Source organism: Mesorhizobium sp. M4A.F.Ca.ET.022.05.2.1 (assembly GCF_003998845.1).
Lineage (GTDB): Bacteria > Pseudomonadota > Alphaproteobacteria > Rhizobiales > Rhizobiaceae > Mesorhizobium.
In genome coordinates, this window is record NZ_RZOJ01000034.1 from 14372 (window position 1) to 30316 (window position 15945).

12 protein-coding genes and 7 pseudogenes are annotated in these 15945 nt (G+C 60.0%); 11 read left to right on the forward strand and 8 right to left on the reverse strand.

Going from position 1 to position 15945, the window contains the following annotated elements:
* The first annotated feature begins 395 nt into the window (after positions 1-395).
* Positions 396-1616 carry an acetyl-CoA carboxylase biotin carboxylase subunit family protein gene (locus tag EN745_RS06480; protein ID WP_127420815.1) on the forward strand — a complete coding sequence of 407 codons (1221 nt, stop codon included), beginning with the start codon at positions 396-398 and terminating at the stop codon, positions 1614-1616.
* Between the two features lie 68 nt (positions 1617-1684).
* Here EN745_RS06480 and EN745_RS36845 read toward each other — a convergent pair.
* The 3 pseudogenes from EN745_RS36845 to EN745_RS36850 form a co-directional block, all read right to left on the reverse strand.
* Positions 1685-1938: pseudogene (locus tag EN745_RS36845) on the reverse strand (IS6 family transposase); the annotation flags it as partial.
* Positions 1936-2201, reverse strand: a pseudogene (locus EN745_RS06485) (hypothetical protein); the annotation flags it as partial. The pseudogenes EN745_RS36845 and EN745_RS06485, both read right to left, overlap by 3 nt.
* Positions 2202-2216: 15 nt before the next feature.
* Positions 2217-2403 (reverse strand): annotated as a pseudogene (locus EN745_RS36850) (IS6 family transposase); the annotation flags it as partial.
* Positions 2404-2743: 340 nt separating this feature from the next.
* On the opposite strand from EN745_RS36850, the gene EN745_RS06490 reads away from it, so the two are divergent.
* Together EN745_RS06490 and EN745_RS06495 are read left to right on the forward strand one after the other, a co-directional pair.
* A complete protein-coding gene (locus EN745_RS06490) occupies positions 2744-3982 on the forward strand; it encodes an acetyl-CoA carboxylase biotin carboxylase subunit family protein (protein ID WP_127420816.1) in 1239 nt (412 codons plus the stop codon).
* 320 nt (positions 3983-4302) lie between these two features.
* Positions 4303-5119, forward strand: a pseudogene (locus EN745_RS06495) (ISKra4 family transposase); the annotation flags it as partial.
* 504 nt (positions 5120-5623) lie between these two features.
* Here the strand turns inward: EN745_RS06495 and EN745_RS06500 are convergent.
* Positions 5624-6320, reverse strand: a pseudogene (locus EN745_RS06500) (SMC-Scp complex subunit ScpB).
* 2 nt (positions 6321-6322) lie between these two features.
* Positions 6323-7107 (reverse strand): annotated as a pseudogene (locus EN745_RS06505) (DUF1403 family protein).
* Positions 7108-7129: 22 nt separating this feature from the next.
* On the opposite strand from EN745_RS06505, the gene EN745_RS06510 reads away from it, so the two are divergent.
* Genes EN745_RS06510 through EN745_RS06520 form a run of 3 tightly spaced genes read left to right on the forward strand, consistent with a single transcriptional unit; the run spans position 7130 to position 9182 of the window.
* Positions 7130-7576, forward strand: a complete 447-nt coding sequence (locus tag EN745_RS06510; RefSeq protein ID WP_189362978.1) for a hypothetical protein — start codon at positions 7130-7132, stop codon at positions 7574-7576.
* A gap of 31 nt (positions 7577-7607) precedes the next feature.
* The gene (locus EN745_RS06515; protein ID WP_245487655.1) at positions 7608-8195 is read left to right on the forward strand and encodes a tyrosine-type recombinase/integrase; all 588 of its coding nucleotides are present in this window, start codon (positions 7608-7610) and stop codon (positions 8193-8195) included.
* An 18-nt stretch (positions 8196-8213) separates the two neighbouring features.
* On the forward strand, positions 8214-9182 hold the full coding sequence (locus tag EN745_RS06520) for a tyrosine-type recombinase/integrase (RefSeq protein WP_127420818.1): 969 nt from the start codon (positions 8214-8216) through the stop codon (positions 9180-9182).
* A 79-nt stretch (positions 9183-9261) separates the two neighbouring features.
* On the opposite strand, the pseudogene EN745_RS06525 reads toward EN745_RS06520, so the two are convergent.
* Together EN745_RS06525 and EN745_RS06530 are read right to left on the reverse strand one after the other, a co-directional pair.
* A pseudogene (locus tag EN745_RS06525) lies at positions 9262-9528 on the reverse strand (transposase); the annotation flags it as partial.
* An 84-nt stretch (positions 9529-9612) separates the two neighbouring features.
* Entirely contained in the window at positions 9613-10296 is a 684-nt protein-coding gene (locus tag EN745_RS06530; protein ID WP_245487656.1) for a group II intron maturase-specific domain-containing protein, read from the reverse strand.
* A 501-nt stretch (positions 10297-10797) separates the two neighbouring features.
* Here EN745_RS06530 and EN745_RS06535 point away from each other — a divergent pair.
* Together EN745_RS06535 and EN745_RS35990 are read left to right on the forward strand one after the other, a co-directional pair.
* Complete coding sequence (locus tag EN745_RS06535; RefSeq protein ID WP_127420819.1) at positions 10798-12033, forward strand: FAD-binding oxidoreductase; 1236 nt, start codon at positions 10798-10800, stop codon at positions 12031-12033.
* A gap of 166 nt (positions 12034-12199) precedes the next feature.
* Positions 12200-12487 carry a hypothetical protein gene (locus tag EN745_RS35990; protein ID WP_189362975.1) on the forward strand — a complete coding sequence of 96 codons (288 nt, stop codon included), beginning with the start codon at positions 12200-12202 and terminating at the stop codon, positions 12485-12487.
* Between the two features lie 160 nt (positions 12488-12647).
* On the opposite strand, the gene EN745_RS06545 is transcribed toward EN745_RS35990, so the two are convergent.
* Positions 12648-13259, reverse strand: coding sequence for a helix-turn-helix domain-containing protein (locus tag EN745_RS06545; protein ID WP_189362976.1), 612 nt, complete (start codon positions 13257-13259; stop codon positions 12648-12650).
* Positions 13260-13548: 289 nt separating this feature from the next.
* Here EN745_RS06545 and EN745_RS06550 point away from each other — a divergent pair, with 289 nt between their 5' ends.
* The 3 genes from EN745_RS06550 to EN745_RS06560 all read left to right on the forward strand — a co-directional run.
* The gene (locus EN745_RS06550; RefSeq protein WP_127420822.1) at positions 13549-14067 is read left to right on the forward strand and encodes an ATP-binding cassette domain-containing protein; all 519 of its coding nucleotides are present in this window, start codon (positions 13549-13551) and stop codon (positions 14065-14067) included.
* Complete coding sequence (locus EN745_RS06555) at positions 14064-14888, forward strand: gamma-glutamyl-gamma-aminobutyrate hydrolase family protein (RefSeq protein WP_127420823.1); 825 nt, start codon at positions 14064-14066, stop codon at positions 14886-14888. The genes EN745_RS06550 and EN745_RS06555 overlap by 4 nt, the downstream gene beginning before the upstream one ends.
* 261 nt (positions 14889-15149) lie before the next feature.
* On the forward strand, positions 15150-15945 hold a 796-nt coding region (locus EN745_RS06560), incomplete at its 3' end, for an ABC transporter ATP-binding protein (protein WP_245487657.1).

A 15945-nucleotide genomic window follows, 5' to 3' on the forward strand; every position in this document is an offset into this window, starting at 1 on the left:
CCTTCGTTGCCGCACGCGCCCGGGCACCGTTGCAAGATCTTCGGCCGCCGCGGCGCCGCTAACTCGGCGACCAGATCGCCCCTTCCATTTTCCAATGTCATGGCCCCGTGCATCGGCCTATTGCAAGGTGCCTTGGCGCATCGCTTACAATCAATGTGACAGCACCCATGAATCAGCATAATGGAGTCCGAACGTGAATACTAAGCTCCGTCGCATTATCACGACCTCGCGATTCCAGCCGTTGCAACAAAACCTACAAATCAATTTACAGACACTTTGCATTCGCCAATCCCCGACGATGCTACGTTCACCCGGCGGCTGAGCAGGCACGGCTGAAAAAACTGATGCCGATTTACGCTCGATCCCCGCGCGCACGCAACGGAGGGTCACATCCAATGGCAAGAAGAGCGCTCATCCTAGTTGAAGGCCATCCAAGGGGCAACGGTCTGCTATACGTCAAAGCGGCCCAGCGTCTTGGTCTTCATCCCATTACCCTGTCGGCCGATCCAGCCCGGTACGACTATCTTGCGGCGGAAAGGACTGAGGCAATCCGTGTCGACACAGACAATCTCGATGCACTGATCCAGGAATGTTCCCGGCTGGGTGCGACCTATGACATTGCTGGCATCACCAGCGCCTGGGATCCGGTCTATGCGACAGTTGGCAAGCTCTGCGAACATTTCAGTCTACCAGGACCGAACGCCGCATCGGTTGAACGATGCTGCGACAAATTCGCTCAACGCCAACTCCTCGCGGAGGCCGGCATTCCAATGCCTGCTTATCGCTTGGCAACTAATGCGATGGACGTGGAAAGCTCTGCCGCGGAGATCGGCCTGCCAGTGATTCTTAAGCCAGCCGAAGGCAGCGGCAGCGTCGGTGTCCGACTGTGCCGCAATGTCGATGAGTTGGCCGAACATACGGCCTATCTGTTGGGGGAGCAGCGCATATCGGAATCTCCGCCGCGGATACTTGTCGAAGAATTCGCACAAGGCCCCTACTATTACGCCGACATAATGGGAGATGAGGTCATCGGGATTTATGCCGGTGAGTTCGGCCCCCAACCGCGTTTCGTCCTTCGTGAATTCACCCTACCGGCCCTGCTGACTGATGAAGAGCATGAGAGTATCGCCGATGTTTCGCTGAGCTGTTTGCGAGCTCTCAGCCTTGGCTGGGGCCCGGCCTGCATAGAATTCCGGTGGACGAAGCTTGGCCCAGTCGTCATTGAAGTCAATCCGCGTCTTGCTGGCGCGCCCGGTCCTCAACTGGTTCAGCTGACTTACGGGCTCGATCTCGTCACCGAGCACATCAAGCTTGTCATCGGCGACGAATGGAATTTGCGCAGAAGGCAGTCGCAGATTGCGGCTGCGCGAATCTTGGTTCCTGATCGCGACGGCAACCTCGATTGGATCGATGGCGACAGTCAGGCTGCTGCTGTACCAGGTGTTGCCGAGGTTAAATTCTATGTTGAACCTAAGACGCCGATCGTCAGGAAAGGCGATGTCCGAGACTGCATCGGACATGTCATCGCCGCTTCACCCAGCTTTGCTGAGACCAAGGCGATACTTCAGCGTGCCGTCGAGCTGATTGATTGGTCGATCACACCATTTCAACCCTAGCGAATAGGAATCGATGTGGCGTTGCCACGTTGTTTGAATGTGGCCGCGTGAGGCCGACACCGCGCTTTTCAGGCCAGCCGTGCACTCACGGCGTCCCACGCGGCCATGGCTTGGCGTCTATGGGTTCGAATTTGTGCTGCGGGGCGGTTGGTCTGGGATGGGACGAAGAGATTTCGAACGGCGGAGAAGATCGACACGAAATGCTGCAGTGAGCCGACCGACCGGAAACCCTGTCGCGTTCGTTCCCGCTTTCGAAACGGCAGCTAAGAATTCTCCGCCGGTTGTTCAAGCCTTGATGAAAGCTCGCATGCGCAGGCTGGATGCGAAGCAGCCGGGCTCGGGCCGCGACAAGGGTGCGGGTGAGCATGCTGTCGGGGCCCTTAACGCGCACTTCACGATAAAATCCCACTTCTGCGAGATGTGCCAAACCATCCGCGTCGTTGGCATCGGTTTTGTTGGGGGCCATGTCGAGCGCGGCCTTGGCATGACGGGCATCGATGCAGATCGCCGGCAAAACTTTCAGCGCACAGCGCATGATAAAACCACATCGACAGGGACGCGCGTGCCCGCGCGTCGAATTGAGATCGCCGTCTCTTTCGTCGAGACATCAAGGCCATCGAGGTGCCAGACATCGTCTTTCGTCGGCGCCTTGCGGCGTAAGCGACGCGCATAATCAGTGCCGTGCTTTCGGCACCATCGGCGGATGGTCTCATTAGGAAACGACGATCCCGCGATCGAGCAGCATTTCCTCGATATCGCATAGGCTCAGATTGAAGCGGAAGCAGAGGCCGGACAGCGCGGGCCACGGATAGCGGTGGTTCTTGTAGGTGGGTGCACTCACGGTCATGGGCGCGCTGTTATCTCAATTTCCTTATCGCTCAATCAATATGACAGTACCCATGAACAGCATATGGAATACAAACGGGAATACTGAGATCCTTCGCATTATCACGACCTCGCGACTCCAGCCGTTCAACAAAACCTACAAATCAATTTACAGACACTTTGCATCCGCCAATCCCCGACGATGCTACGTTCACGCGGCGGCTGAGTAGGCACGGCTGAAAAACTGATACCGATTTACGCTCGATCCGCCGCACGAAACACGACTTCGGAGATAGGAACCAATGGCAAGAAGAGCGCTCATCTTGGTTGAAGGCGATACATCGGGCAACGGTATCCTATACGTGCAAGCGGCCCAGCGACTTGGCCTTCATCCAATCACCCTGTCGGCTGATCCATCTCACTACGGCTATATTGCGTCGGAACGCATTGAGGCAGTTCGTGCCGATACAGACAATCTCGATGCACTGATCCGTGAATGTTCTCGGTTACAAACGACTTATGACATTGCCGGTATTACTGGTTTCGCCAGTCTGGGCGAGTCGGTCTATGCGATGGTTGCCAAGCTCTGCCGGCATTTCGGTCTACCGGGACCAGACCCCGTATCCATTGAACGATGCCGCGACAAGTTTGTTCAACGTCAGCTCCTAGCGGAGGCCGGCGTTCCAATACCCGTTTTTCGCCTGGCCGCGAATGCAACGGAGATAGAAGACTCTGCCGCCGACATCCGGCTACCGGTGGTTGTTAAGCCAGCCGTAGGCACCGGCAGCACCGGTGTCCGATTGTGCCGCAAAGTCGATGAGTTGGCCGAACATGCGACCCATCTGTTGGGGGGGCAGTGCATATCGGAATCTCCGCCGAAGATACTAGTCGAAGAATTCGCTCAAGGCTCCCATTACAGCGTTGAGGTAATGGGAAATGAGGTCTTTGGAATCGCTGCCGCTGACTTCGGCCGCCCACCTCATTTTGTCTGTCGTGAGTATATCTATCCAGCCGCACTGACTGATGACGAGCATGGGCGGATCGCTGATGTTTCACTGAGGTGCTTGCGCGCTCTCGGCCTTGGCTGGGGTCCAACGAACATCGATGTCCGATGGACGAAGCTTGGCCCAGTAGTCATTGAAGTCAATCCACGTCTTGCTGGCACGCCCACTCCTCAACTGGTTAAGTTGGCTTACGGCGTCGATCTCGTTACCGAGCACATCAAGCTTGTCATTGGCGATGAATGGAATTTGTGCAAAAGACATTCGCGCACTGCGGTCGCGCGGTCTCTTATTCCTGATCGTGATGGCATCCTCGATTGGATTGATGGCGGCAGTCAGGCGGCAGCTATATCAGGTGTCGCCGAGGTCAAATTCTATGCTCATCCCAAGATGCCGATCATCAGGAAAGGCGATTGGCGAGACAAGATCGGATATGTCACAGCCGCTTCACCCAGCCTTCCTCGGACCAAGGCGATACTTCAGCGTGCCGTCGAGCTGATCCATTGGTCGATCTCACCATTTCCGGCGGTTGGCGAATAGGAGCAATCTGCGGAGCGTTGTCACGTTGTTTAAAATGTGGCCGCGTGAGGCCGACACCGCGCTCCAAGCCGGCCGTGAACTCACGGCTTCCCACGCGGCCATGGCGGCAATCGCGCGTGATTCGGCAAGGAGTAGAGCGAGGTAAACGGCTGCTATGGCTATGGCTTACGGACCCATGATCGATCCCGAAATTTTTATGCCACTTCGTTTGGCGGATGAAGAAACGATGGCGACCTGTCTTGTGGTCACACATCTGGAGAGCAGGAAAAAGTGTGGGGTGTTTCCGGTAGTCCGAGAGAGAGCGGCGATAGATTTGTCGTGCCTCGCTCGTCTCCTATGGCATGATTGTCGACCTGCTCAGGGACGTGCTGCCGATCGACGCCAGGCTCAACCCGAAAACCGAGCGCAGTCATCTGCACCGTGTGGCGGAGCGTCTCGAATCCGAACTTGGCGATGAGAGGCCGAACTTCATCGACAGCTGTCCGCGCGACTGGAAGGCGCTGCCACTGCCGGAAGGCGAGATCGTCGCCGGCGTCGATGGCGGTATGTGCGCGACTGGACCGACAGGAAAAATCGTTTCGGGATTGGCAAGTCGCTGCCGCGCGACCGCAAAGACCGTTATATTGGCCTCGTGCAAAGCTTCGATACCAAGCCGAGACGCCGGCTGTGGGAACACCTGTGTTCACAAGGCCTGCAGTTGAACCAAGCCGTCACTTTCCTAACCGACGGCGGCGATGACGTTCGCAACCTGACGCCGAGATGGCCCCTACGCGGAGCATCATCTGGACTGGTTCCATATCACCATGCGCCTGACGGTGCTTGGCCCAAAGGTCTCATCCATCATGACCAGCAAGCCGGCGAGCGGATCGCCCGCAATCTGCTGCGGATCAAGCGGTACCACAGGCACGGCAATTCCCGCGCCGGCCCTGTTCTGGAGCCAGGACCTGGCGGATGACCCCTATGGACTCGAAGAAGACTGCACCTATCCCAACCTGAAGGCGTTCTCCCAGGCGGTTGCGAATTCTCCACCTACATCGAGCGCAACGCCCATCCGATCCCGAATTATGGCGAACGCTACCGTAATCGACGAGCACGCGAACCCTTGACGGTACGCTCCGCAGCCAATTCGAAACATGATATCCTGGGCTCGAGGCAAATGAGAACCAGACATCAACTCAAGCCGCGGCCGCCTGAATGGCCCCACACTTTTTCCTGCTCTCCTGGAAGCATTGCAAAAACACCGGAAAACGACGGGATCAAAGGTGGTTTCCGGCATTCTCCAATACTTCAAACCCGATGGGAATCCCTGAAACGCAAAGGGTCCAAGAGTTTTTCAGGGCGAACTAAGGGCGCTGCCACGAAGGACAAGGGTCCACCGTCTACGACACGACGATAACCATTGCATGCAAACCTGACCAAGGAAAGGACGCTGCTTGGCTTCAATTCGTCCTCAAACTTGTCGGAGGAAGCGATGGAAGATCTTTTGAGCGTTGATCCCTCGATGATCCTTTCGGAAGAGGGAAGTTCATCAGGAGCAACGTACCTCGCGCGCTTGAGGGTCTTGAGGCGGTTGATTTGGCCGTCGGCCTGGATCGTGTAGCCGAGCGCGCACCTCGGCAACGACTTCAAGTCACTTCGTTTTCAACAATATCGTTCTCTGGGTTCTTCGCTATCGCCCTCCGCGCTCGCCAGTGCTGTCGGAATATCTCCGGCCAGCAGCTTTTCCTTCGACAGCAGCCCTGCGTCCTCGAGCGCCTCGAAATCCGGCAGCTGGCGCAGCGTGTCGAGCCCGAACTGCACAGGAAAGTCTTCGTCGTCACATAGGTGTAGGGCGCACCGGGCTGCGGGCTGCGCGGACCCGAAGCGATAAGATCCTGCGCGCGCAGCACGCCGATTAGGTCACGCGACACCTCCTTGCCGAAAAAGCTCGACAGCTCGCCGCGCGTGATGGGCTGGAAATAGGCAATGCACATCAAAACGAGAGCCTCCGCCTGCGACAATTCTTTCGACCCCTGCCCCGCGGGGCTGCCGAATGCGGCGTGGATGACGTCTCCAAACGCCTTTTTGGGTGCTGCCAGCCGCCGGCGACCGACACCAGCTCGTGGGGGCGGCCGCGCAGCGCGTCGCGGATGTCGTCGATGATCATATCGATGTTTCAGCCTTTGCCGACAACGCGTGCGAGCACCTCGCGCGTCACCGTTTCGGCGGCGGCAAAGATCACCGCCTCCACGCGGCCCATCCACTCGCTCCAGCGCAATTCGGTGGGCAGGTGCTCGAGCTCGGTGTCAAACAGTGCCGGCTGATCGTTTGCCTTGCGGCGGGCGGACGCTTCGCTCATCGCTAAAGCCCAAACAGCCGGAACGTGGTGCGGCCGGAGAGCTCGCGCACGGCATCAAGTTGTTGCAGCCGCTCGAACAGGCGGCGCGCGGCAAAGCGCGACAGGTTTTTGGTCGTCAGCGATCCCGGGACGGCGTCTTCATTGAGCAGCAAAAAAATCACCTCGCCGGCGCCCTTGGCGCGCAATTTTGGCGCCACCGCCAGGAGTTTTTCGGCACGCCGCGCGAGCTCGGCGGCCAGCCGGCAGGCCTCCGCCGCCGCCTGCGCCAGCGCGACGCAAACCGCGCGCTCAAAATTTTGCTCCCCGGTTTTTTCTCCAGCCGCCTCCGGCGTCGCCGCGGTGGGCCGGACCAAAAACCTGCGCCATAATGAGCGGCAGCGGCCGCGGCCAGCGCAGCTTTTGCGCCAGCACCAGGTCGGCCAGTTACCAGGCGAAAATCTTGGAGTCGGGCCGCATGGCCACGACGTGAGCGGCGATCGCCGCGGCGGCGAACGGTGCTGGCCAAGCGCAGGTGCCAAGCGTCGCGCAAGGCGGCCGCTTCCTCGGCGCGGCCGGCAAGCCGCATGCTGGCGGCGGCGCAGTTGAGCGCCAGCCGCTGCCGCCACGCGCCGGTCCAGCTTGATTGCGCCCGCGCGAGCGTGTTGAGCGCGATCAAGGCGGCGCCGGCCTGAAAGGCCGCGTCGGCATCGTTTAGCGCGCCGCCAGGCGGCAGCGCCCAGGCCGGCACGGTCGGCGGCGCGGTGGGGGCGGGACCGGAGCTGGCGGTCGCGGGATCGAGGCGAATCAGGGGCGACATCGTCGATCTCGTCATGGAGATGGATCGGCCGACACCCCGTTTCCCGGCGCATGTCGAGGAGTTGGTGGAGAAGGCCAAGGGCTATGCCAACGCCGCCATTTCAGAAAACACGCGAGATGCCTACGCCAAGGATCTACGGCATTTTTCAGTCTGGTGCCAGCGCAACGGTTCGAGCCCCTGCCCCAGAGGTACAAATATCGGGCCCTATATCGGCGCCTGCGCCGCCGGCGATCCGAAACGCGGCCTGCCGTCGCTCTCCGTCGCCACGATCGAGCGGTGCCTTTCCGGCCTCGCCTGGAATTTTACCCAGCGCGGCCAGCTGATGGACCGCGCCGATCAGCATATTTCCATTATGCTTGCCGGTATCCGCAGAAAACACGTCAAGCCGCCACGGCAGAAGGAAGGCGGTCGTTGGCTACAACCCCGTCGCGATGATCGCCATCGTTCGGCTACGATTTGAGAGGCCTGCGTGACCGCCAGATCGTGACTTGATGACGGCAACCGCGGCCTTGCGCACGCCGCATCGGGAAGCAACCTACCGGACCCTGATCGGCTTGCTGGCCGTGACCGGAATGCGGGTTGGAGAAGCGATCGGCCTTGACCGTGACGACTTCGATGCGGTCGGCGGCGGCCTCACCATTCGGCACGGAAAATCCGGAAAATCCCGCGAGTTGGCGTTACATCCGAGCACTGTTGCAGCCCTCGGCGATTATCTGCGCCGAAGCGATCGACCCCGCCGCCCGCCGAACACGCCCGCCCTGTTCGTCTCGCCGGCCGGCACCAGGCTGCTCTATGTGAACGTTCAAAACACGTTCCAGAAGCTCGTCTGTCGCGTCGGCATCACCCCGCGCTCGGCAGGTTGCCGACCACGGCTCCACGACCTGCGGCACGCGTTTGCCGTTCGCACGTTTCTTGATGCTTATCGCGACGGCGGCGACCCGGGGCGCCGGCTTGCCCTGCTGTCGACCTATCTCGGTCACGTCGATCTGGGCAAGACGTACTGGTATCTCTCGGCGGCTCCGGAATTGCTGCAACTGGCCGGTGATCGTCTGGAACAACGGATCGGAGGCGGCGCATGACCGCCCCTCAGCGCGACCTTGCAGGCGTTCTTCACTGAACGCCTGATCCGGCAGCGGCAAGCCAGCCCGCATACGCTCGCCGCCTATCGGGACACCCTGCGGCTGATGCTGGTCTTCGCCGCCGCGCGGCATGGCACAGAACCTTCCAGGCTGGAGTTCAACGCCCTCGATGCCGCGTGTGTCGGCGACTTCCTCGATCACCTCGAGCGTCATCGGGGCAACAGCGCGCGGACCCGGAATGCGCGGCTTGCCGCAATCCGGTCGTTGTTCCGGTTCGCCGCCCTTCGTTACCCCGAGTACGCCGCGACAATCGAACGGGTGCTCGCCATTCCGCCTAAGCGTTTTGAGCGACGGCTTGTGACGTTCCTGACGGAGGAGGAACTCGATGTATTGCTGTCCGCCCCCGCGCGGTCGACCTGGACCGGGCGGCGCGACCACGCCTTGCTTCGGCTCGCCGCCCAAACCGGCCTGCGGGCGTCCGAAATGATCAGCCTTCACTGCGCCGATATCCATCTCGGTTCCGGCGCTCATGTCAGCTGTATCGGAAAGGGGCGAAAGCAGCGGATCACACCCCTTACCTCCAACATGGCCGCCGTGCTGCGCGTCTGGCTGGCCGAACGTGCCGGGCAGCCGGCCGATCCCCTCTTCCCTACACAGACCGGCAGGATGATCAGCCGCGACGCTCTCGAGCACCGGCTCGCGAGGTATGTCGAAATCGCCGCCAGAAACTGTCCGTCGCTGCAGCGGAAAAGGGTCACACTGCACACCTTGCGTCATACCGCGGCAATGCGACTGCTGCGTGCCGGCGTCGACACCTCGGTGATCGCGCTGTGGCTTGGCCACGAACAGATTGAGACCACCCACATCTACTTGCACGCCGATCTGGAGCTTAAAGAACGCACCCTGGCGAAAACCACGCCAGCCAACACGGCGCCAGGACGCTACAGACCGCCCGACAAGCTTCTCGCTTTCCTCGAGGCGCTCTGATTATGCCGACCCCATCGCAGCGATCACCGCCTCCGAAGCCGACATCCACCCCGAAGGTCGGCATAATCCGGACATCGGCATAATGGACGCGGCAGCGCTGCCAGGTGGCGCACAGCACCTTGGTGACGGCCGCCTTGATGCCTTCATGGGCATCGGAGACGACGAGCTTGACGCCGCGCAGGCCGCGGCTGGTCAGCTTGCGCAAGAACTCCGTCCAGATCGGCTCGGCCTCAGACGTGCCGACCTCCATGCCCAGTACCTCGCGCCGGCCGTCCGCGTTGACGCCGACAGCGATGATGACGGCGACCGAGACGATGCGGCCGCCGCGACGCACCTTCAGGTAGGTGGGTAGAGTAGGCGATGCGCGCCTTACCGCCTTTCGACGGCAGGTTTCACATCGCCTCTCGCCGAACCGGACGTGCGCCTTTCGTTACGCATCCGGCTCTCCAGAAGACATGGCAAAGTCAGGCGTTCCCATCCATGCTAGTCGGTACCGGCCAACGGGTGTCCAGCCAAGTAGGTATTGCTCAACAGGGCCGTCACGCCAGAGCCGTCTTGTGGGGCAGCGACTGCTGGGCTGTTTGGAGCCCCACAGTTCTCGCACCCCTGCTTTAGGGCGTTTCTTACTCAGCCAGCAGTACAGACGCAGACCAATATACCAGCCAAGGTTGACGAATACACGGCCTGCACCCACACAGTATCTGTAGTAGTTCGCCCATCCGCGCAGGATGGGATTGATCTCCCGAAGCTTATCGCCAAGACTGACGGAGATACTATGACGCTTTGTCAGTTGCTTGACTTTTCGACGCAGGTTGGCGGCTTTCGCCTTGGGGATTTCGACGCGTGGGCCGTAGCCATAGCGGCTATCCCAATGCATGCCGAAGCGGAATCCGAGGAACTCGAACCCTTCCGTCATGGCCGTCACTCTCGTCTTCTCCGGCGACAGCTCGAGACCCATGGTCCGGTGCAGGTATTCCGCCAGCGCCGATTTCTCTGCGATAGCATCCTCCCGCGTTCCCGAGACCAGGACCACGAAGTCATCATAGCGCACGGGTAAGAACACACACCGACCGGCGATTCGATCGGTGTCCCGTGCACTCTTTGCTGCCTTCACCCCATTGCTCTTACGACGAGCTTGGGTCTTGGTGCGGTGGTAGGTCCACCGTTCGTACCGCTATGGGTCGCTCCATTTGCCTGCGCTGCTTCGGCCATTCAATGTGAACGCTGATTGACTGGAAAGGTCGGCGTCTACGATGCGGCGTAGCCGGTGTGGTTGCGGCCCACCGACTTCACGCGCGCTTTGATATCAGCATAGAATCCTGCGCGTCGCCGAGCGTCTGATGTGCCGTAAATATCGCCTCGGCATAGCCTTGCAAATGACCTTCCATGATCACCTAGGGCGAACTGAGGCTGGCTCCTCGGTGCCGTCGGGACTTTTGAAACAAAATACCATTGAGCCATACTAGAATTCGTGTCTGTTATAGGTCAATAGGATTGGATTCGGGCAATATTGAACTATGTCATTCCTCTTACAGGGGAACGGATCGTGATCGCCTGTCGCTCTGTATTCATTGTCATTCTGACCACAAAAACAGCTCTAGGAGGAGACATCCCCATGGGTGAACAACGTGCCGTCGCTGTCATTGGCGGGGGCGTAATTGGCGTGAGTTGCGCGCTCATGCTCGCGCGCGAAGGACACCGTGTCACCCTGATCGAGGAGGGTCGCATCGGTCATGGTTGCTCTTGGGGCAATGGCGCCCAATACAATGCGGGATCATCTTTCCCCATGGCTCATCCGGGTGTCGTGTGGCGTGCACTGCGCTGGCTCGCCGACACTAACGGCCCGGTGCGCCTCGCCCCGCGAGAACTACCCCGCACCCTTCCATGGCTCTTCCGCTTCCTGCTAACCGGCCGCCGGGACGCCTGGGAGGCCGCCTATGCAGCTTTGCACGCTCTCCATGCCCCTTGTGCGGAGCTTTATTGTAACATGCTCGGCGACACTGAGTGGAAACGGGTATTCAGGCCGAACGGCGCCCTGCATGTCTGGCGCGATGTTTCACCTGGCGCGCTCGACGGGCTTGTGGACAGGTTGCGGGCTGAGCATGGTGTGGCGTTCGAGAGGCTCAAGTCGGACGAGGTGCGCGAGTTGGAGCCCGGCTTGTCCCGGGACTACCAGCGCGGGATTTTCTTTCCCGGCGGCGGTAATGTGACCTCGCCGCTAGCGCTGGTGGAGGGCCTGATGGGACGGGCCGCAGCATTGGGCGTTGCTAGTCGCACGGCACGGGTCCTGGCTATCGAGCCCGGCATCGACGAGGTAACGTTGCAGACAAACACAGGGCCTCACCGCTGCGAGATCGTGGTCATTGCAGCGGGCATCGCCAGCCGGGATCTGGCCCGGTCCCTCGGAATTTCTCTGTCGTTGGCCAGCGAGCGTGGCTATCACATCACTGTGCCGGGCATTTCCAGCGTCATTAGTCGCCCCGTAACCGACGCCGCGTCGGCCTTCGTCGCCACGCCTCTGGAAGAAGGGCTGCGCATCGTGGGCATCGCGGAGTTCGATACACCCGATGCGCCGCGCGATCCAAAGCAGAGCAACAAGCTGGTGGCGTACGCCCACGCAATGTTGCCAGACCTGAGAGTAGGCGAGGTGAACCACTGGATGGGCGTAAGACCGTCGACGCCGGACAGCCTGCCGATCATCGGTCCCCACCCCGATCATGCCAACATCCTGTTCGCGACTGGCCATGGCCACATGGGAATCAGCGGCGCTCCCATGACAGCGGCGATCATCTGCGACTTCGTCGCGGCTCGCACACCCCGGCGCTCCTGCGCTCCTTACCGCGTGCGTTAGGTGGCAAATTTTATCTGTCGGTAGCTTTTCAAGTTGTCCGGTTTTGGTAGCACATCATTTGTCCGCTTCAGTTTTGCGTCGAAGCGGTTCACGCGGCTTGCCCTGTGCGGCAGGTTTCTTGGATTGAGGCGCCGTCAGGCATGTATCGAGCAATGCGGCGAGGGCCATGGAAGACCGCGAGCGTGCCATCCGGGTAGTGCCTGATCTTGACCGTGGCTTTGACGAAGTGATGTCTGATCGGGCTCTGCGGCAGCTGCAATCGCAGCCGGGCGAAGGCGATCGTGTTGTCGCGGGCAACGACGCGCTCCTCCTCAATGCACAGGATCTGACCCAATTGTTGCGGGTCGGCGGCGACAAAGGCGCTGTCTTCGACCGCGGCCGGCCTGGCGAAGCGGGCATTGTGAGCTGTGCGATCAAGCTTGGCGGCCTGGATATCAGCAATGCCGGCCAGTGACAGTCCTTAGGCAGCCGATCCTGCAAAGTGGAGAACATCCGCTCGGAGCGGCCCCTGGCTTCAGGCGAATAGGCCGGGATATGCTCGATGCCCAGTTGCAGCAACGGCCGCCCGACCTGGGTCAGCCGGCTCTTGTCGACCGCCTCGCCGGCCTTGAGCGTCACGAAAAGTGGCTGCCGCGATCGGTGTAGAAGCTCGACGGCAGTCCCTTGGCGACCAAGGTCTCCAGAAGTCCCTGAAAGCTCGACGCCGTGCCTTCCTCCTCGATCAGGAAGGCTGAATAGAGCGTGCTCGTCGCGTCGTCCATCGTCACGATCAGATCCAGCATCGGCTGGCCTTCCAGCCAGGCATACCGGCTGCCGTCCTGATGCAGCAGCATCCCCTCGCACGGCTGCCTTTCCCGCTTGCGCCGGTGAGCGCCGCGCCGCTTGGCCCGTCCCACCAGGCCCGCCGCGTGAAGCTGCGTCTTGATGAAGGTGTAGCCCCAGCTGAAGTCGTGATCGCGCAGCAGGTGCTCGTGGAAATGCTTCACATTCCATCCAAGGTAGCGATGACGATAAAGCTCCAGCATCTCTTCAATCGCTTCCGCAGGCACCCGACGCGTCGAAATCTTGCCCAAACGCCGGTCGAGCAACCCAACTTCCCCAGCCTCTTCGTAACGGTCGCGGTAGCGGCGAAATTGCCGCTCCGACATGCCCAGCAACTCGCCTGCCTCCATCATCGAAAGATCGCCGCCTTCCCAGCGGCTCAAAACATCCAGAAACTTCTGCATTCTCCGGTCCTGTAGCATGCTGTCCGTTTGATCCCCAGCCTCCATGCGCTGGTGATAAAACCGGACAACTCACGTGCTACCTAATCCGGACAACTCATCTGCTTACGACAGGCGGCAAATTTTATCTTGCGCCGTGCTTCAAAAATGATATAGTGCATTCAATAAAATGACATAATCCAATGAGCGGAACGTACTTCAAATGGATCGTCGGCAAGGTCTTAAGAAGCCGCCAGGTAGTGATTGTCTACAGGCCGGCGATACGCCAGTAGGGGCACAAGCGCCCGGATCAGTGAAACAGACCGGCTCGAACGATGCCTTTGTGAAATTTTCCGGCATTCAGAAGACCTACGACGGCGAGACACTCGTCGTTAAAAATCTCAATCTGGACATCGCCCGGGGTGAGTTTTTGACCATGCTGGGGCCCTCCGGATCCGGCAAGACGACGACCCTCATGATGCTCGCGGGCTTTGAGGTGCCTACCCAGGGCTCTATTCTTCTGGAGGGGCGGTCGATTGACGGCACGCCGCCGCACAAGCGCGACAGAGGAGATACGCCACAAGATCTTGTCGATGGGCGCCGCGACGATCGACCGCTTGCTCCAGATGCCGCGTCGAACGCATTCATATCAAGAATGAAATCTATTCGCGAAAATCTAATATTTGAAGTTATTCAGCTGCGCCTGATAAAATTAGCTAATAAAAGGCGAGGAACGCCGATGCAAGGCACGTCCGCAGGTCAGGAACCTGCACCCCTGTCTCGGGGCGCCCGGAACCAAGCAGACAAACTCGCGCAATTGGAGGATCGATGACCACACCACAACACGGTTCGCGACACGGTGTTCTGCAGCACGCCGCCTCGGCCTCACCGCTTATTGCCGTCTCGGCGGATGTTTGCGAGTTGTATAAATATCTTTGGCACGCGGCGCCCCAACAGTATCTTGAGGCGGCGCTCGCCGGGGCCGGTGTGTTTCCTCTAGTAGTCCCGTCCCTTGGCGACCGGCTCGACTTCGACCAACTCTTCGCAGCTGTAGATGGCGTGATGATTACCGGCTCGGGGTCGAACGTCCATCCCTCGCTTTATGGCGGTGATGCGAGTGAAGCAAACGGCCCTTATGACACAGCGCGGGATTCAACCACCTTGCCGTTGATCCGAAAGGCGATCGACCATGGCGTGCCGCTGCTTGCCATCTGCCGAGGTCTTCAGGAAATGAATGTCGCACTCGGCGGCACGCTGGCAACTGAAATCCAGGAGCGGCCCGGCACGCTTGACCATCGGGCGCCCCCGAGCGATAGTCGCGATGAGCGGTTTGCCATCTGCCAGACTTTGATGGTCAAGCCCGGTAGCTACCTCTCAGGCGTGCTCGGCGCAGTGGAAATCAGGGTGAATTCCCTTCACCGTCAGGCAGTCGACCGACTGGGGACGCAGCTTGAGGTCGTAGCGGTGGCTGACGACGGAATTGTGGAGGCGGTGTCGGTGCGAGATGCTCCGGGTTTCGCCGTCGGCGTCCAGTGGCATCCCGAATATTGGGTAAAATCCGACGAACCATCCGCGCGCATTTTCCGGGCGTTCGGAGATGCGGTTCGTGCCCGCGCGTCGACGCGGATCGGCCTAATGAGAGCCGCAGAATGATTCCCAATGCTGCCCCGTGGTTCGGCGGTATTAGACCCACGTCGCAACAGACTATCAGTATTGGGCATCGTGGGGCCTACCGCCATAGAGAACAAGATGAAGCCGAATATGGGATCGGCTAGTGGGTGAATCTGGGTCGTCTCGAACTGGACTGTATAGGAGCGCAAATACCTGAACGGTGTTGCTCGAACTCGAACCACCTTGGAAAGGTACAGAGGAGCTTTGGAATCATCAGTTCAAGCCAAGACTTCGGAAGTCGTTTTGGAGGTCTCTGACCTTCAGGCGGTCTTCTGGTCTCGCAGAGCCAGAATCTATGCGGCCAACGGCGTGAGTTTCCACCTCAATCGCGGTGAGGTCCTGGGAGTGGTGGGTGAAAGCGGCTCGGGCAAGAGCGTCACGATGATGTCAATCGTGAAGCTGCTGCCGACACCACCAGCGGAAATCGTGTCTGGAAGTGTGCGTCTCGGAGGTCGGGATCTCCTGTTGCTCGACGCGGACGAAATGCGAATGGTTCGCGGCGGGGAGGTCGGGTTCGTCTTTCAGGACCCGATGACCTCCCTCAATCCGGTCTTCACGGTCGGCTATCAACTGATGGAGCCCTTGCGCAAACATCTCGGGCTCGGCAAGGCGGTAGCGCGCAAGCGCGCGATCGAACTGCTCTCGCTTGTCGGCATCCCCTCGCCGCAGGACCGGATAAACGACTACCCGCACCACTTTTCCGGCGGAATGCGCCAGCGGGTGATGATTGCCATCGCGCTCGCCTGCGACCCAAAGGTGCTCATCGCCGATGAGCCTACGACCGCGCTCGACGTAACGATCCAGGCTCAGATTCTGGAGCTCGTCAAGAAGCTGCGCCAGGAAATCGGCATGAGCATTATCTGGATCACGCATGATCTCGGTGTGGTTGCCGGGATCGCCGACCGGGTGATGGTCATGTACGGCGGTCTTATTGTCGAGACCGCCGCTGTCGACGATCTCTATACAAATCCCCGTCATCCCTATACCCGGGCGCTTCTGGAAACCTTGCCCCGGGTCGATATGGCGGGGCAGGAGCGAC